The organism is Streptomyces sp. CNX435, assembly GCF_059570575.1.
The window spans coordinates 175,488-192,403 of the sequence record NZ_JCANTA010000011.1 but is presented as its reverse complement, the minus strand read 5'-3'; the positions used below and the strand labels follow the sequence as shown (position 1 = coordinate 192,403).

Sequence of the window (16,916 nt, the reverse complement as noted above, 5' to 3'; positions counted from 1 at the left end):
GCCGTCGCGGCAATCGACCACACCGTGATCCATTCCCATTCACCATCAGTCGATCTTGTCGCAGACGTCGGTCAGCTTCTCCTCGCCCACCCACTCCACCGTCCGCTCGCCGGCCGCGGTGAACTCCACCGTGTACACGCCGTCCACCACGTACTCGCCGCGCGGCAGATTCCCCTGCCCCTCCTCGAAGCCGAGGAGGAACGGCCCGGTGGCGTAGTAGACATGGCCGCCGTCCGGTGCGTACTCCGCCAGCGACCGGCCGCCCGCGTCGGCGTCGTAGGACGCGCCGGTCTCCAGGTTGGTGATGCGGACGACGAGTGCGCCCTTGTACAGCTCCGTCTTCGGGGAGCCGTCGGGGTACGTGGCGACGGTCTTGACCATGACCTCGTCGAGGACGGGTTCCGTGCGGAAGGCGAAGTCGCAGCGTTCGCCGGCCGGGTAGTTCACCGGGGGGTACGTCACCGGGCGCCAGCCCGCGTCACCCCCGTCGCCGCCCGAGGCCGACGCCGCGGGGGCGGCGAGGGCGGCGGCGGTCAGACAGAGCGCTGCGGCGGTGGCTGTTGCTGCGTAACGGCGCATGGCTGTGGGCTCCTTCGGTTCTCGCGGTGTGCCTGGGCGCGAGCCTGGTCCCGCCGTCTCACCATCCGCTGACCACAACCGGCGTAGGCTGCTGGGGGTGTTGGAGTTCCGCCTGCTCGGCCCCTTCGAGGCGGTACGCGACGGCGCCCCCGTTCCGCTCGGCCGGCGGCGCCAGGAGCGGCTGCTGCTGGCGGTGCTGCTGCTCGCCGCGGGGCGGGTGGTGGCCGCGGACCGGCTGGCGGATCTCCTGTGGGAGGGCGACCGCGGCCGTGGCACCCTGCACACCTACGTCAGCCGGCTGCGGGCCGTGCTCCGGCCGTACGGCGTACGCATCGCCACCCGCGGCGACGGCTACGCCGTCGAGCCGGGCGGGTGGCGGACCGACGCCGCCGAGTTCGCGGGGCGGGCCCGCGAAGCCGCCGCCCTGCGTGACGCCGCCGAGCGGCTGCGCCGTACCGAGGAGGCCCTGGCCCTGTGGCGCGGCGAACTCCTCGACGGGCTCGCCGACGGCGAACTGCGCGCCCGGCTCGGCGGGGAGCTGGCCGAACTGCGGCTCGGCGCGCTGGAGCAGCGTGCCGAGGACCGGCTGCACATCGGCCTCGACGGCCACCCCCACACCCCCGACCGGGTACGGGCCGACGGCGGCCCGCTGGCCGCCGAGCTGCGGCCGCTGGTCGAGCGGTACCCGCTACGCGAGCGGCTGGTGGCGGCGCTGATGATGGCGCTGTACCGGGCCGGCCGGCAGGCGGAGGCCCTCGACCTGTACCGCACCACCCGCCTGGCGCTGGACGCGGAGCTGGGCGTCGGACCCGGCCCGGTGCTGCGGGACGTGTACGAGAAGGTGCTGGGCGCCGACCCGTCGCTGGACGAGCCGCCGCTGCCCGCGAACGCGGTACGGGTCCGGGACGTACGGCTGCCGCTGCACACCAGCGGCCAGCCCGCGCTGGAGTTCTGCAACACCTGGGCCGGCTGGGGCGGCGCCCGCGACACGGGCGCGGAGTGGCTGACCGGCTACCGGGCGCTGGCGGTGTGGGCCGGGCACCTCGGCCTGCTGGAGGACTGGCTGGTCACCCAACTCCTTACCCAGGCCGAACAGCGGTCGGCCGCGGCCCTGGACGCGCTGGCGGAGGCCCGCGAGCTGCGTACCGCGGTGCACGACTGCCTCGTCGACCCCGCCGACCGGCGCGCCTTCGCGCACGTGGCACGTAGCGCGGAGGCCGCCGCCCGGGCGGCCGAGTTCGTACGGGACGAGGACGGCCTGGGCCGCTGGCGGCTGCCCGCCTCGACGGGCCTGCGCCTGCCGGTGCTGGCGGTGGCCCGCAGCGCCGCCGACCTGCTGGCCGACCCGCAGCGCTTCACGGTGACGTCGTGCCCGTCGCCCGACTGCGGCTGGCTGTTCCTCGACGCCCCGGGGCGTCGGCGCTGGTGCTCGCTGGGCACCTGCGCGGCGCGGGAGGTTGCGGGCTGCGTGGGGTGACGAGGGGTGGACCGGGGGTTGCCGGCCTTTCCCGGCGGTCGGTGAAGGAAGGTATCTTCCAGGTACGACGTGGCTGTCGCCGGGTGTTCACGGGCACCGAGGTCACCGGGTCACCGCAGAAGGAACTCTTACCAACAAGGGATCGGGAATGATCACGCTCTCAAAAGATGACGACCCGGCGGACCTCGCCGGTGTCACCCACCTGTCGATAGGGGTCTCGTGGGACCCCACGGTCGGAAGCAGTGGCGGGCTCATCGGCAAGCTGCGGCAGACGAAGGGCACGGACCTCGACCTGATCGCCATCGCGATGGCGGGCGAGGACCCGGTCCGGCTGGCCGGGCTCGACTCGCTGGACCCGATGGGCAACGGCGCGCTGGTGCACAGCGGCGACAACCAGACGGGGAAGGGCGACGGGGACGACGAGACGGTGACCGTCGAGTTCTCCAAGGTGCCGGACCGGGTCACCGCCATCGTGTTCGTCGCCGTCGCGTACAAGAAGGGCAGCAGCTTCCAGAAGGCGCGGAACATCAGCTTCAAGGTGTACGACGCGTCGGGCGGCAGCACGCAGCAGGTCGCCGACATCTGGCCGAGCCTGCTCTCCGCGGACAACGGCTGCGCCGTGGCCAAGGCGAGCCGTAACGGCGCGACCTGGACGCTGCAGGTGATCAACGAGACCGGGAAGATCAAGCAGGGCGACGAGCGCGCCCTCATGCGCTTCGCGGCCGGCAGGTAGCCGAAGGCCGCCGAGGGCAGCCGAAACGAAAAGACGAAGTCAGGCGACGGAGCGTGCGCCCGGGGCGCCGTCCCCCCGGGCGACCGCCCGCTCCCGTGCCGGCCCGCGCCGGCGCCGGTGGCGTTCCTGCGTCACCTCTGGAGGAACGCCAGCAGGTCGGCGGTGAACTTCTCCTTGTCGCCGGGCACGAGGGCGAGGCCGTGGCTGCCGCCCTCGTAGACCTTGAGCTCGGCGTCCCGGATCAGCTCGGCGGACCTGCGGCCGGTGGCGTCGATCGGCACGATCTGGTCGTCGTCGCCGTGGACGACGAGGGTGGGGATGTCGAAGCTCGCCAGGTCGTCGTGGAAGTCGGTGGCGGCGAAGGCGTCGACGCAGGCCACCCCGCCCTCAAGGGTCTCGGCCATCGCCATGTACCAGAAGGCGTCCATGTTGCCCTGGGTCGCCTTGCTGCCGCCGCGGTCGGCGGAGAAGAAACCGACCGCCGTCTCCTTCCAGAACTGCGAGCGCTCCCTGAGGATGCCGGCCTTGATGTCGTCGAAGACCTTCTGCGGCACCCCCGCGGGGTTGTCCGGGCCCTGCAGCATCAGCGGCGGGATCGCCGAGAGGAGCACCGCGGACCGCACCCGCCCGGTGCCGTGGCGGCCGATGTAGCGGGCCAGTTCGCCGCCGCCCATCGAGTGCGCCACGAGGGTGACGTCCCGCAGGTCGAGATCGGTGATCAGGTCGTTCAGGTCGTCGGCGAAGGTGTCGAAGTCGTATCCGTCGAAGACGGGCGTGGAGCGGCCGTGCCCGCGGCGGTCGTGCGCGATGCCGCGGTAGCCGGCGTCGGCCACCGCCTTGAGCTGGTCCTGCCAGGCGTCGCCGTTCAGCGGCCAGCCGTGGCTGAACACCACGGGACGGCCCCGGCCCCAGTCCTTGTAGAAGATGTCGGTACCGTCGCGCGTCGTGCATATGGGCATGTCGGGACTTCCCTTCCGATGACGAGGACCGGCGAGGACCGGCGAGGACCGGCGAGGACCGCGAGGAACGGCAGCACGTGCGCGGCTGCGGAGACGCGCCGCCTCGCCGAGTTCATCGTCAGCGCCCCGGCCGTTCTACGCAATTCGGCCATACCCGGCACGACGCGGACGGTCCGGCGTCACTCGCAGCCGATGCGGTCGGTGCCCACGGCGACGTCGTCGTACCAGAGGGTGTCGGTGCCCTGGCCGTAGCTCTCCCAGCCCAGCCGCAGGTCGACCGGCGAAGGCTGCCAGGTACCGCTGTTCATCCACTGCGCGTCCACGTCCTGGGTGGGGGTGTCATCGACGATCAGCCCTTCGACGCTCTCGCCGTCGAGCCAGGTCTGCAGCCGGCCGGCCGGCTCGATCCGGTACTCCAGGCAGGACCAGGTGTCCACCGGCAGCGGCTTGCTCAGCGCGACGCCCGCCGGGCTCTGGGCGGGCAGCGTGGCGTCGTCGGACTCGCGGTTCCACTGCAGGGCCGCGTTCTGTCCGCCCATGCGCAGGTCGGTGTCGCGCGTGCCCATGTCCCGCATGGCGAGGAAGGTGACGTGCTGGACGGGCAGCGCGGTGGTGTGGCGGACCCAGAAGCGCACGTGCAGCGCGGAGCCCGCCGGTACGTCGTCGAGTGCGGTGCCGGCGAAGGCGTGGTTGCAGTACCCCTCGCCGCCGTTCACCCGGAGGGACGTCGTACCGCCGTGGGCGACGGCGGAGTCGACCGTGACGGTGCCCGTGCCGGTGCAGTCGTCGGCCTGGAAGCTCCAGCGGCCGGAGGGCTGGGTGCCGGTCTGGGACTCGAAGTCCTCGCAGAAGCCGTCGGCCGTACAGGCCTGGGCCGGGGTCGCGGTCGGGGCCGGCGGCGTCGAGGCGCTGGCTGTGAAGGCCGTGAAGGCGGTGAGGAACAGGGCGAGAGTCCCGCCGAGGGCGGCGCGCGGACGGCGGGGCGAGCGGGCGGCGGAGAGCGCCATGGGTCCTCCAGGGGCGTGGGGGGCGGTATGGGGGGTCTTGTACGGGAGGTGCCTGGGAGCGCTCCCAAAGCGTAGCCAGAACCCGCCGGAGGGTCCAGACCGGATGAGTCTGCCGAGAATGGGGAATATTATCCTGATTATCCGAATCGGATGGATGGGAGAGACGTGGATCAGCCCGCGGAGCGGCAACGCCTGCGGATGCAGCTGCTCGCCGCCGTGGACGAGGACCGGCGCGACGTCGAGGTGCTGCGGATCGCCCTCCAGCAGGCGGTGGCCGGGGTGCACGGTCTGGGCGGCATGGTGCACCTCCCCGGCGGCGGCATGAGCGGCATCCTGTACCTGGTCGCCGACAGCGGCCTGCCGGCGTCGATGACCCGGCCCTGGCTGGTGATCCGGGCCGGCGACACGGCTCCGCCCAGCCGGGCCGTCCGGGAGGACACCGTCGCCTGGGCGCCCGCCCTCGGCCCGCCCGCCCCGGTGCCCGGCCGGGGCGACCCGGGGACCCTGTGGCCCGCCGGCCTGCCGGCCGGGATCGGTCACCTGGCCGTCCCCGTTCCGGGCCCCGGCGGCCGGCGCGGTGCGCTGTCCGTCCTCTTCGCACCGGGCGCCGTACCGGGGACGACCGCGCCCGGTGCCGTACCGGAAGCCACGGGGCACCCCTTCCTGACCGAAGTGGCGGCCTGGATGTCGGCGAGGCTCCGGCCGCTGGGTCCCCTCAACCCGTCCCCCGCGATGCTGCGCGCGCTGGGGAACGTGCCGGGACCGCCGGAATCGACGGAATCGACGGAATCGACGGAATCGCCGGGATCGCGGACCGGGCCGACCGGGCCCGGGCAGGACGGCCGCGAGGTGCCGTCCACCGACTACACCTGGGACCTCCGCACCGGCGAGCTGACCAGCGAGCGTCCCATCGAGGAGGTGCTGGCCGGCGTCGACCCGGACGTGCTGCGCGGCGGCATCGAGGCGTGGGCCGCGCTCATCCACCCCGACGACCTGCCGCAGACGGTGACCGGCTTCGACCAGGGCATCCGGCTGCGCGGCGGCTTCCAGAACGAATACCGGGTACGGCGCCGGGACGGCATGTACCGCTGGGTCGAGGCCCGCGCCCGGACCGTCACGGACGAGGACGGCGAGCCGGTGAAGGTGACCGGCACCATCTGGGACAGCACCGACACGCACGCCGCCGCCGAGTCGGCCGGATGGGCGCTGCGGCACATGAGCGACGGCTTCGTCTCCCTGGACACCAACTGGCGCATCGTCTTCCTCAACCGCGCCGCCGAGCGGCTCTTCGGTTCCCTGGGGGAGCTGGCCGGAGCGCTGTTCCTGGACCTGCCCGCGGTACGGGCCGTGCCCGGGCTGGCGGATCGCTGCCGGGCCGCGGCGGGCGAGGGCCGGGCGACCGGATTCGACGTGCCGTGGCCGGAGGGACAGCGCTGGTACCACCTGCGGTTCGTACCCGTACCGGAAGGTCTCGCCCTCTACATCACCGACATCACCGAGCGGCACCTGCGCGAGTCCGACCGGGCCGCCGCGGACCGGGCCACCACCGAGCGCGCGGCCCGGATGCAGCGCATCACCCGCCGGCTGGCCGAGGCGGTCACGGCCCAGGACGTGATGGCGGCGGTGGCCGACGGCGTGATGGCGCCCCTGGGGGCCAGCGGGCTGACCGTGCTCGGCCTGCTCGGCGGCCGGCTCACCGTCATCGGCTCACAGGGACACCGGGAGAGCTTCGCCCGGCTGCTGGAGAGGAAGTCGGCGGCGGGCGGCATCAGCACGCCGAAGCAGGACGCCCTGCGTACCCGTACGCCCCTCTTCCTCTCCTCCCCGGAGGAGTTCCTGGCGCGCTACCCGGACTCCGGCGAGGTGGTCCGCGAGAGCGGCAAGCAGGCGTGGGTCTTTCTGCCGCTGACGGTGTCCGGGCGCGGGATCGGCGTGGCGGTCATCTCCTTCGACCGGCCGCGGGTCCTGGACGAGGACGAACGCACCCTCCTCACGGCGCTCAGCGGGCTGGTCGCGCAGGCGCTGGAGCGGGCCGCACTGTACGACGCGGCGACGACCCGGGCCCGTACCCTGCAGCGCAGCCTGCTGCCGCGGGTGCTCCCCGAGGTGGCCGCGGTGCAGACCGCGGCCCGCTACCAGGCGGCCAGGGAGGGCGCCGACGTCGGCGGCGACTGGTACGACGTGATCCCGCTCTCCGCGGCCCGCGTGGCGCTGGTGATCGGCGACGTCATGGGCCACGGCATGGCCGAGGCCGCCACCATGGGCGGGCTCCGTACGGCCGTGCGCACCCTGTCCGACCTGGAGCTGCCGCCCGACGAGATCCTCGGCCACCTCAACGACATCGTGGGCGAGCTGGACATCGACACCTTCGTCACCTGCCTGTACGGCGTCTACGACCCGGTGACCCGGCTCCTGTCCTGTGCCAGCGCCGGGCACCCGCCGCCGGCCGTGGTCCGCGCCGACGGCACCGTCACCTTCCTCTCCCCGCCCACCAACCCGCCGCTGGGGGTGGGCACTCCGCCCTTCGACACCATCGAGACCGAACTCCCCGTCGACTGCCTGCTCGCTCTCTACACCGACGGCCTGGTCGAGAACATGGACCGGGATCTGAGCGCGGGCACGGACCGCCTCGCCGAACAGCTCTCCCGGTTCGCGAGCGACACCCCGACCGCGCAGGCGGACGCCGCCGACCTGGACGCCCTCTGCGCCACCGTCACCTCGGCCCTCCTGCCCGCCCACGGTGCCCTCGCCGACGACGCGGCCCTGCTGCTCGCCCGCCCGCAGCCGCTGGAGCCGCGGAACATCGCCGAGTGGCCCCTCGCGGCGGAACCGAAGGCGGCGGGCCAGGCCCGCAACCTGGTCCGCGCCCAGCTCACCGCCTGGGACCTGGCCAACGAAGACCTCATCGCGACCACCGAGCTGCTGGTCAGCGAGCTGATCGGGAACGTCGTCCGGCACGCCACCGCGCCGGTCCGGCTCCGGATGCTCCGCAGCAGCGCGCTGATCTGCGAAGTCTCCGACGGCAGCCCGACCACACCGCACATCCGCCACACCTCCGAGACCGACGAAGGGGGCCGCGGTCTGCGGCTCGTCTCCGCGCTCAGCCAGCGCTGGGGGACGCGCCACACCCGTACGGGCAAGTCCATCTGGACCGAGCAGGCGCTGCCGCTGCCCCACTGACCGGGGTACGGACCGTCACGGCCGGTTCGTTCGCGGTGGGTCGCGGTCGGCGCCTTCGCCCGCGCCGTGGCCCTCGTCACGGCCGAGGGCGTTGCACCGCCATACTCACGAGTCAACGCATGAGATTCAGATTCGAAGGATGGTTGGCGATGACGTCGGAGCGCCCCCTGTACGAGCCCCTCGACGACCGGTTCCGTACCGGCCTCTGCATGGTCGGCGACGCCGCACTGGAGGTCATCCACGCCGGGTGCCGCTGGGTGGAGGGCCCGATCTACGTGCCCGCCTGGCGGCAGCTGATCTGGAGCGACATCCCGAACGACCGGCTGCTGCGCTGGGACGAGACCACCGGCGCCGTCGGCGTCTTCCGCACCCCCGCCGGCCACCCGAACGGCAACACGCTCGACCGCCGCGGCCGGCTGATCACCTGCGAGCAGGGCAACCGCCGCGTCACCCGTACCGAACCCGACGGCACCCTCACCGTCCTCGCCGACAGCTGGCAGGGCAAGCGCCTCAACAGCCCCAACGACGCCACCGTGAAGTCCGACGGCTCGATCTACTTCTCCGACCCCGACTTCGGCATCACCACCGACTACGAGGGCCACCGCGCGGACAGCGAGATCGGCGCCTGCCACGTCTACCGCATCGACCCGGACAGCGGCGAGGTCCGCCTCGTCGCCGACGACCTCCAGGCCCCCAACGGCCTGGTCTTCTCCCCGGACGAGCGGCGGCTGTTCGTCTCCGACACCCGCGCGGTCCGTATCCGCGTCTACACCGTCCACGCCGACGGCACCCTCTCCGACAGCGCGGTCTTCGCCGAGATCCCGCCCGGCGGCCCCGGCCGCTTCGACAACATCCGCTTCGACGACGCCGGCCGGCTGTGGGCCGCCGCCATGACCGACGGCGTGCACTGCTACGACCCGGACGGCACCCTCATCGGCAGGCTCAACGTCCCCGGCGCGGTCGCCAACATCTCCTGGGGCGGCACCAAGCGCAACCGGCTGTTCATCGCCGCCGAGACCACCCTCTTCTCCCTCGTCATGGGCGTCACCGGCACCCACCCCACGGGCCCCGGCCGGCAGCGCTGGCGCTGACGGCGACCGCGGGAGCCGGCACAAACGTGGACCCGGACCCGGACCCGGACCCGGGTCAGGTCCGGGTCCGGGTCCGGTTCGGGTGGGCATACGGTTCTTCGGTGCCGGCCTGCCGTGCTCTAGAAGCGGGCTCCAACGTCCTCTCCGTTTGCGGGGCGGAGGAAGTCGGAGGACGGGATCGAGCCGTCCGGCGCCCGGGGGCCGGTGATGGTGGCGGGGTCGGTGCTCTCCAGGTCCCACTCGCCGCCGAGGTCCCAGGAGTTGCCGCTGCCGCCGGAGCCGGCGCCGAGGTCCGCGGCGTTGCCGTTGCCGACGGAGAGGTTGTTGGTCAGGGTGCTGGTGGAGGCGGCGAAGTGGAAGCCGTTGCCGGGGTTGTCCCAGGCCGTGCAGTGGTCGAGCGTCAGCGCGCCGGGGTTGCCGTTGTCCTCGAAGCCGTCGACCGCGTTGTCGAACGCGATGCTGTTGCGGGTGACGTGGTCCGCCGCCGGGTCCGGGTCACCGCCGCCGAGCTTGAAGCCGTTGCCGTCCCCCTGGTAGTCGGGCAGGTCCCAGCGGTTGAAGCCATTGCCCCAGGCCACGCTGTCCTCGACGAGGATCGGGTCGGTGAACACGTACGCGTCGTAGCCGTCGTCGGAGTTGTTCCACAGCCGCGCGCCCCGCACGATGTTGCCCTCTCCGCCGGCCTCCTTGATGGCCAGGCCGTCGGCGCTCTCGCCGTTCTTGCGCGGGTCGCGGTTGCCGTAGCTGTCCAGGTTGATGACCTGGTTGTGGCTGACGACGTCCGTGTCGCCGCCGACGAGGTGCAGGCCGGTTTCGTAGTTGTCCCGCGTCACGAGGTTCTTGAAGACGTTGTGACTGGTGTCCATGCCGAAGATGCCGTACGGGCCGTTGATGATCTCCAGGCCGGTGATGTGCCAGTAGTCGCCTTCGAGGTGGATCGCGCCCCGCTCGGGGCGCGGAATGGAGCTGTCCACGGCGCCCGGGGTGTACGGCATGTTCTCGCCGTCGAGGACGGCGTGCTCGCCCTCGTAGTTCCGCAGGGTGATGGGCTGGGACTCGGTGCCGCTCTGGAGCAGCTGGATGTTGGTGTCCGGCGCGTAGGTCCCTTCCCGGAGGTGGATCGTGGTGCCGGGCTCGGCGAGGTCCACCGCGGCCTGGATCGTGCGCAGCGGCTCGCCGACGGTGCCGGGGTTGGCGTCGTCGCCGTCGGGCGCCACGTACAGGCTCGTCTCCTGGGCTGCCGCCGGCGCCGTCGTGGCGGGGACGGCGACGAGCGCGCCGATCGCCAGCGCGAGGGAGGCCGTTGATGCGCTCAGCTTCATTGTTCCGCGGCTCCTTGTGAGGACGGAGGGTGTGGGGGATGTGGGGAGGGGCGGGTCACTCCGTGACCCGGTTGCCGCCGAAGGTCACGACGAGGCTGCCGTCCTCGGCGAAGGACCAGTCCAGCGCGCCGGTGTACGAGGAGCACCTGGACCCGTTCCCGGTCTCCTCGGACCAGAACTGGTTCGAGCCGTCGGCGTCGCCGGTGATCCGGTCGTCGTCCCCGCTGTCGCACGAGACGTTGTCCCGGAACGCCGACGAGCCGCCGTCGAAGTTGAAGTTGCCCTCGGCGTTGCCGATGCTCACGTTCTCCGACACGGTCATCGAGCCGGTGTTGCGGTTGTAGGTGAACCCGTGCTTGCCGTTGTCGTAGGCGAGGGAGTTCTCGATGGTCACCGCGCCGATGGGGCCCGTGTCCGACTTGGTGTACAGGTCGTAGCCGTCGTCGATGCTGTTGTGGGACACGGTGTGGCGGAAGACGTTCCCGGGGCCGACGGTGAGCTTGGGGGCGAAGCCGTCGGCGTCCTCGCCGTCGGAGTCGGCGTTGTCGTGCGACTCCGCGCTCACGATGAGGTTGCCGGACGGCCACTGGTCCTCGGGCGCACCGGCGACCCACCGGGAGAGCTGCAGACCTGTGTCGCGGTTGAAGCGCGTCACCGTGCGCTCGACGATGTTGTCGTTGCCGGCGACGAGGATGCCGTTGTCGCCGGCGTGCTCGACCACGATGCGGCCTGCGGCTGTCCGGCCGCCGGGTGACCGGCGCCGGCCGTACCGCCCGCGCCCAGCAGCCAGAAGGCCGTCGCGCCGGCCAGCGACACGGCCAGAACGGCAGAGCGCCGGCGTACTCCTCGGGACCCACGTGTTCGTGACATGGACTCATCTCTCCTGACCGGAAGCCGAGACGGTGGGGGGAGCGCCGCCGCAGTCCCCGCCGGACCGGTGGTGGGGAAAGGGAGGACGACGGCGTACGTCTGCCATCCGCACGCGCTCCTCACCTGCACGGCAGATGTGCTTGCTCTCTGCGAGAGGACGGGCATGGCCCGCTCGCGCTGTCCGGTCGTGAGTCGCCGCCGCCCGCGCGAAGGTTGCCGGTACACGGGATTCCGGCACCGGCCGTTGGAGCACCGCCCGTTGAAGCACCGGGTGGAAGGCGGCGGCCCGCGCCGCGGTCGCTACAGTGATCAGCATGTCCATGCGGACGAAGAATCTGATATTCGGGCTCGCGGCGGCACTCGTGGCTCTCGGCGTCGTCTCCGTGGTGATCCTGCTGTACAGCTCTCCTTCGCAGACGGTCTACGCCGGGAGCGGCATCGACGGCAACGGCGAGCCGTTCGGTCCCGACGTCGCCGAGGGCGACACGGTCGACATCGACGGCGAGTCCTACGTCATGGGCGAAGACGGCTGGGCGTATCGCGAGGACGGCGAGGTCCGCTGCGCGTCGGTGCTGTCCGGGCCGCTCAACGACCCGGACGAACTGAGCGAGCAGCGTCAGCAGCGGGAAGCGGAAGACCTGCCCGACGACGTCCACGTCGAGAACGACCTGCAATACGGAGACGGAGACGTGTCGGAGGACGCCCGGGTCGTGGCCGACTGCGATCGGCTGCGCCAGCAGCGACTGGGCTGGGCCCGCTCGTCGGCATTCCCACGCTGATGCTGTTCACGCTGGCGGTGTACGGGCGCCCCCGGAGAGCTACCGCCACGTAAGAGCGGGCGCCTGGGTGCACCGGAGGTATCCGGCCCGGCACAGGGAGCGACAGCAACCCGGCCCGCGCCGCCGTTGGTGGTGCACTCAGTCAAACGGATGCACCATTGACGTGTGGGATCACCGAAAGCCGACAGGCCGCAGGCGTCTGTCGGGGAGACGGAAGGCTATCGGTTCGACATCACCGATGCCGCGATCGTGGTGGACTCACAGGGCCTGGTCGAGTACTGGAGCGGTGGCGCAGAGGCGCTGTTCGGCTACGCTGCGCCGGACGCGGTCGCACAGCCTGTCACGGAATTCCTGGCGATCCCGTGGGAGAAGCGCTGGGACATGGCCGAACGGAACGTGGCCGGAAAAGGATGGGCGGGCACTTTCACGGCGCACCCCCGCGACGGCAGCCGCCTTCAGATCAGAGCGCAGATCTGCCCGCTGGGGCTCGATCACCGGGCAAGCTGGCTCATCGCGGCCACAGACCTCGCCACCGCCCAGGCGCGGGAACGCGAGCACGCGATCCTGCGCGGACTGTTCACCCAGTCTCCTTTCGGGCTCGCTGTCGTGGACCCGCAACTGAGGCTCGCCATGATCAACCCCGCCCTGGAACGCCTGGAGGGTGTCCCTGCGCGGGTGCAGCTGGGCCGCGCACTGCGCGACACCGTTCCCGCAGAGGACGGTCCGGTAACCGAAGCCCGCGCCCAGGAGGTACTGGAGACGGGTGAGCCACAGGTCGCCGTATCCCATGTCGATCCGCCGGCCACTTCTTCTTCCCATCTGCCGCACGTCCGCTCCCGCTCGTCCTTCCGGCTTCAGGACCTCGCCGGCCACACCCTGGGGATGGGCCAGGCGGTACTCGATGTCTCCAGCTACTACCAGGTGCGACGGCACCTCACCCTGATCAGTGAGGCCGGTATCCGCATCGGCAGCACGCTGGATCTCGAACGTACCGTCCAGGAACTCGCCGAGGTGCTGGTGCCGCAGGTCGCCGACTTCGTCGCCGTCGACCTCTCTGCCGCCGTCGTCCACGGCCACGAGCCTGATCCGGTCCTGACCGCGGGTTCCGCCGAACTGATCCGACGCGCTCAGCAGTCCATCCGGGCGGACCTCCCGGAATCCGTGGCGCCGCTGGGGACATCGGTCACCTACTCCGAGAGGTCACCTCAGCACCGTTGCGTCGCCACGGGCCGTCCCGTGCTGGACCCCACGGTGGATCTGTCGACCCCCTGGCTGACCCAGGATGTGGCGCGTTCGGACAAGCTGAGGGAAGTCGGCATCCACTCCCACCTGGTGGTGCCCCTGCGCGCCCGCGGCATCACCATGGGGGTGGTCACCCTGGTGCGCTGGAAGAACCCCGAAGCCTTCGACGCCGACGACCTGCTCCTCGTCGAAGAACTCGCCTCCCACGCGGCCGTCTGCGTCGACAACGCCCGGCGCTTCGGCCGCGAACACCGCGCCGCCCTGTCCCTGCAGCGCCACCTCCTCCCCAAGGACCTGCCGACCCCCACCGGCGTGGAAGTCGCCTACCGCTACCTGCCGGCCGACACCCACGCGGGCGTCGGCGGAGACTGGTTCGACGTGCTGCCCCTTTCCGGCGCACGCGTCGGACTGGTCGTCGGCGATGTCGTCGGCCATGGAATGACCGCGGCAGCCACCATGGGCCGCCTGCGTACCGCCGTCCAGACCCTCGCCGCCCTCGACATGCCGCCCGACGAGCTCGTCGCCCGCCTCGACGACCTGGTCGCCCACCTCGACGAAGCGGAGACCGCAGACCGCCACATCCCCGGCGTGATCGGGGCCACCTGCGTGTACTGCGTGTACGACCCCATCTCCCGTACCGCAGAGATCACCCGCGCGGGACATCCCCCACCCGCCATCGCCCACCCCGACAAAGCCGTCGAATTCCTGGACATCCCGGCAGGCCCACCACTGGGACTCGGCGGCCTGCCCTTCGAATCCACGCACCTTGAGATCCCGGACGGGAGCGTCCTCGCCTTTTACACAGACGGCCTCATCACCGCCTCCTCCGACATCGACATCGATCTCGGCTTCACCCGGCTGGCCTTCGCGCTGGCGTATCCCGACCGCCCGCTGGAAGAAGTCTGCGACGTCATGGAGCGCCTGCTGCTCCCGGACCGTCCCCGTGACGACGTCGCCTTCCTCGTCGCACGCCCACGTTCCATCAACGAGGAGAACGTCGCGACCTGGCACCTGCCCTGCGAACTCACCGCGGTCGGCCAGGCCCGGTCCCTCACCGCCGAGCAACTCGACACCTGGCACCTGGAGGATCTCGCCTTCACCGCCGAACTGATCGTCAGCGAGCTGGTGACCAACGCCATCCGCCACGCCTCCGGCCCCATCGACCTGCGCCTCATCCGCGACGTGAACCTGATCCTCGAAGTCTCCGACGGCAGCAACACCTCCCCCCGCATGCGCCTGGCCCACACCGACGACGAAGGCGGACGGGGGCTTTTCCTGGTGGCCCAGTTCGCCCAGAACTGGGGAACCCGCTACACGTCGGAAGGCAAGACCATCTGGGCCGAACAGCTTCTCCCCCACTGAGGTTTTCCGGGTCACTCCAGGGCGAGCGGCGCGGGTCCAGGGCCGGGGGCGGATGGCTGGCCGGCACTCACCCCCTGCATCTGGCCCAGCCAGTGCAGCATCCGCCGTACCTCCGCCGGGAAGGCGTGGTGCGGGCCATGGAGTCGTTCCGCGTCGTACAGGAGGCGGGAGAGGCAGTCCTGGGCGGCGGGGCGGTCGCCCTGGGCGAGGAGCAAGTGGCCTATGGAGCGGCGGATTTCCAGGGGGCGCGCCGGGTTGTCGGGGTAGCGCTCAAGGTGGGGGAGGAGGGCGCGGTACTCCTCCAGGGCTTGGGCCAGCTCGCCCAGTTGCTCCAGGCATTGGGCGGCCTCGTAGCGGAACTGGAGGGCCTGACGGGCGGCTGCCGGGCTCTCTTCGTTGGTGAATTCCTGGGCCAGTTGGCGGAGTTCGGGGAGGGCGCGGCGGTATTGGCCGTCGTCCATGAGGGTGGCGGCGTACTGCTTGCGGAGGATGCGGACCACCGGGGAGTGGTGGCCGTGGCGGGCGGCGGCGGTCGGGAGGATGTCGCCGAGGAGGTCGACGGCTTGGGTGATACAGCCCCGGTCCAGGAGGCTTTTGACCTCGTCGACCGCCGCGGCGACGTCCGGGACGGAGGAGGAATGGGCTGAGGAGGTGGACGCGGGCGTGTCGTGCGGTGCGGGCGTCAGTGGCGTCGGTGGAGCGGGCAGCTGGGTGGGTGGCGGCGGGGACAGAGCCAGGACGCGTGCCGGCCAGGGGGCGTGGGGGTGGCGGAAGGGGCGGGTGGGGTCCATGGGGGCCAGCAGGGCGGGGCCGGATTCGGAGGTGGGGAGGAGGGGGATCAGCGCCTCGTAGACCTCTTGGGCGTTGGCGGGGCGGGCCGCCGGGTCCTTGCGCAGGAGGCGGAGGACGAGCGCTTCGAGGGGTTCGGGGACGTCGGGGCGCAGGCTGCGTACCGGGACCGGGTCGTCGTACAGATGGCGGTGCAGGACGCCGAGGGCCGTGGAGGCGGCGAACGGGACCTGGCCGCCGAGGAGTTCGTGGAGCAGAACCCCGAGGGTGTAGAGGTCGGTATGGGGGCCCACGGCGCCGCCCATGGCCTGTTCGGGGGCCATGTAGGCGGGGCTGCCGATGGGGGACCCGGTGTGGGTCAGACGGGTGGTGTCGGTGTCGAGCGCCGAGGCGATGCCGAGATCGAGGACCACCAGGCTGCCGTCGGGGCGGACCATGACATTGCGGGGCTTGAGATCGCGGTGGACGATCGGTACGGCGTGCACGGCGGCCAGTACGGCGCAGAGCTGCGCTGTGGCGCTGACCGCCCACTGCCAGGGGTACGGATCGTGTTCGGCCAGGTGATCGGACAGGTCGGCGCCCTCGACGTACTGCAACACCAGGAAGAGGTCCTCACCGTCGCTCCCGGCGTCGTGGACGGTGACCAGTCCCGGGTGGTCGACCTGCGCCGTGACCCGGCATTCGCGGACGAAGCGCCGGCGCATCTCCTCACCGTTGGGGGTGCCCGCCACCCGGTCGGGGCGCAGCAGCTTGACGGCGACCCGGCGGCCCAGGCGGCGGTCGTAGCCGATCCAGACCTTGCCCATGCCGCCCTGGCCGAGCAGGACGGAGAGTTCGTAGCGTCCGGCGATGACGCGGCCGTTCACGGGTCTTCCTCCCGGCGGAGGTAGTCGCTGAGTTCGTCGAGTTCGGCCCGGACCTGGTGGATGCGCTGGGGCCGGGCAGGGGCCTGGGCGTATGGGTTCGCGTACGGGCGGGGGGAGTTGGCGTCCTGCGGTGTGGCGTACGCGGGCGGGGGCGGCGTGCCGGGAGGCGGTCCTGCCGGGTAGGCGGGCGGCGGGCCGTAGCCGGCAGGGGCGGGCGCGTGCGGCTGTCCGGCGGCGGTCGGCCGTACCGCGGCGATGTCGATGACCAGGTAGTACGCGACGACGGCCATCATCTGCAGCAGCAGCGCACCCACCGCGAGATTCGTGCGCCAGTCCGTCTCGGGGTAGGACAGCACCAGTACGCAGACGGCGACCAGCAGGGCCACATCGGCTCCGAACAGCCACCAGCCCAGCGGGCGCCGCTGCACCAGCGCGGCCCGCAGCATCGTGGCCCAGGCCAGCAGGCCCAGGCTGCCCACCGTCACGGCCACGAAGAGCACGCGCAGCAGGACCGCCACCCCCGTCGCCGGTGGGCGGTCCTGCGAGGGTGCCGGGGCGGGCGCGTACATTGCTGCTCCTGCTGGATCACTGAGGGGCATCGGTTGCGGATGCGAGGCGGTGACGCGTAGGGATCTGCGATCGTATATACAGACGGAGTCG

12 protein-coding genes and 1 pseudogene are annotated in these 16,916 nt (G+C 71.8%); 6 read left to right on the top strand and 7 right to left on the bottom strand.

Annotated features, from left to right (window positions below):
• Positions 1-45: 45 nt before the first annotated feature.
• Positions 46-579 carry a hypothetical protein gene (locus T328_RS19965; RefSeq protein ID WP_496497448.1) on the bottom strand — a complete coding sequence of 178 codons (534 nt, stop codon included), beginning with the start codon at positions 577-579 and terminating at the stop codon, positions 46-48.
• Between the two features lie 100 nt (positions 580-679).
• Here T328_RS19965 and T328_RS19960 point away from each other — a divergent pair, with 100 nt between their 5' ends.
• Positions 680-2,056 (top strand): BTAD domain-containing putative transcriptional regulator, encoded by a 1,377-nt coding sequence (locus T328_RS19960; RefSeq protein WP_496497510.1) that lies wholly within the window; start codon positions 680-682, stop codon positions 2,054-2,056.
• A 148-nt stretch (positions 2,057-2,204) separates the two neighbouring features.
• A complete protein-coding gene (locus T328_RS19955) occupies positions 2,205-2,789 on the top strand; it encodes a TerD family protein (RefSeq protein ID WP_496497447.1) in 585 nt (194 codons plus the stop codon).
• Positions 2,790-2,920: 131 nt separating this feature from the next.
• Here the strand turns inward: T328_RS19955 and T328_RS19950 are convergent, their stop codons facing one another.
• Complete coding sequence (locus T328_RS19950) at positions 2,921-3,748, bottom strand: alpha/beta fold hydrolase (protein ID WP_496497446.1); 828 nt, start codon at positions 3,746-3,748, stop codon at positions 2,921-2,923.
• 179 nt (positions 3,749-3,927) lie between these two features.
• Positions 3,928-4,755: a hydrolase gene (locus tag T328_RS19945; RefSeq protein ID WP_496497445.1), complete on the bottom strand. Its 828-nt coding sequence runs from the start codon at positions 4,753-4,755 to the stop codon at positions 3,928-3,930.
• Positions 4,756-4,920: 165 nt separating this feature from the next.
• On the opposite strand from T328_RS19945, the gene T328_RS19940 reads away from it, so the two are divergent.
• Both T328_RS19940 and T328_RS19935 read left to right on the top strand, forming a co-directional pair.
• Positions 4,921-7,935: a SpoIIE family protein phosphatase gene (locus T328_RS19940; RefSeq protein ID WP_496497444.1), complete on the top strand. Its 3,015-nt coding sequence runs from the start codon at positions 4,921-4,923 to the stop codon at positions 7,933-7,935.
• Positions 7,936-8,084: 149 nt separating this feature from the next.
• On the top strand, positions 8,085-9,026 hold the full coding sequence (locus T328_RS19935; RefSeq protein ID WP_496497443.1) for an SMP-30/gluconolactonase/LRE family protein: 942 nt from the start codon (positions 8,085-8,087) through the stop codon (positions 9,024-9,026).
• Positions 9,027-9,145: 119 nt separating this feature from the next.
• Here T328_RS19935 and T328_RS19930 read toward each other — a convergent pair whose 3' ends face one another.
• Both T328_RS19930 and T328_RS19925 read right to left on the bottom strand, forming a co-directional pair.
• The gene (locus T328_RS19930) at positions 9,146-10,348 is read right to left on the bottom strand and encodes a right-handed parallel beta-helix repeat-containing protein (protein WP_496497442.1); all 1,203 of its coding nucleotides are present in this window, start codon (positions 10,346-10,348) and stop codon (positions 9,146-9,148) included.
• A 55-nt stretch (positions 10,349-10,403) separates the two neighbouring features.
• A pseudogene (locus tag T328_RS19925) lies at positions 10,404-11,072 on the bottom strand (right-handed parallel beta-helix repeat-containing protein); the annotation flags it as partial.
• 460 nt (positions 11,073-11,532) lie between these two features.
• Between T328_RS19925 and T328_RS19920 the strand changes: the two are divergent.
• Both T328_RS19920 and T328_RS19915 read left to right on the top strand, forming a co-directional pair.
• On the top strand, positions 11,533-11,997 hold the full coding sequence (locus T328_RS19920; protein WP_496497441.1) for a hypothetical protein: 465 nt from the start codon (positions 11,533-11,535) through the stop codon (positions 11,995-11,997).
• A 165-nt stretch (positions 11,998-12,162) separates the two neighbouring features.
• The gene (locus T328_RS19915; protein WP_496497440.1) at positions 12,163-14,601 is read left to right on the top strand and encodes a SpoIIE family protein phosphatase; all 2,439 of its coding nucleotides are present in this window, start codon (positions 12,163-12,165) and stop codon (positions 14,599-14,601) included.
• A gap of 11 nt (positions 14,602-14,612) precedes the next feature.
• On the opposite strand, the gene T328_RS19910 is transcribed toward T328_RS19915, so the two are convergent.
• Together T328_RS19910 and T328_RS19905 are read right to left on the bottom strand one after the other, a co-directional pair.
• Positions 14,613-16,256: a protein kinase domain-containing protein gene (locus T328_RS19910; RefSeq protein WP_496497439.1), complete on the bottom strand. Its 1,644-nt coding sequence runs from the start codon at positions 16,254-16,256 to the stop codon at positions 14,613-14,615.
• Entirely contained in the window at positions 16,253-16,825 is a 573-nt protein-coding gene (locus tag T328_RS19905) for a hypothetical protein (protein ID WP_496497438.1), read from the bottom strand. Before T328_RS19905 ends, T328_RS19910 begins: the two co-directional genes overlap by 4 nt.
• Positions 16,826-16,916: the final 91 nt, after the last annotated feature.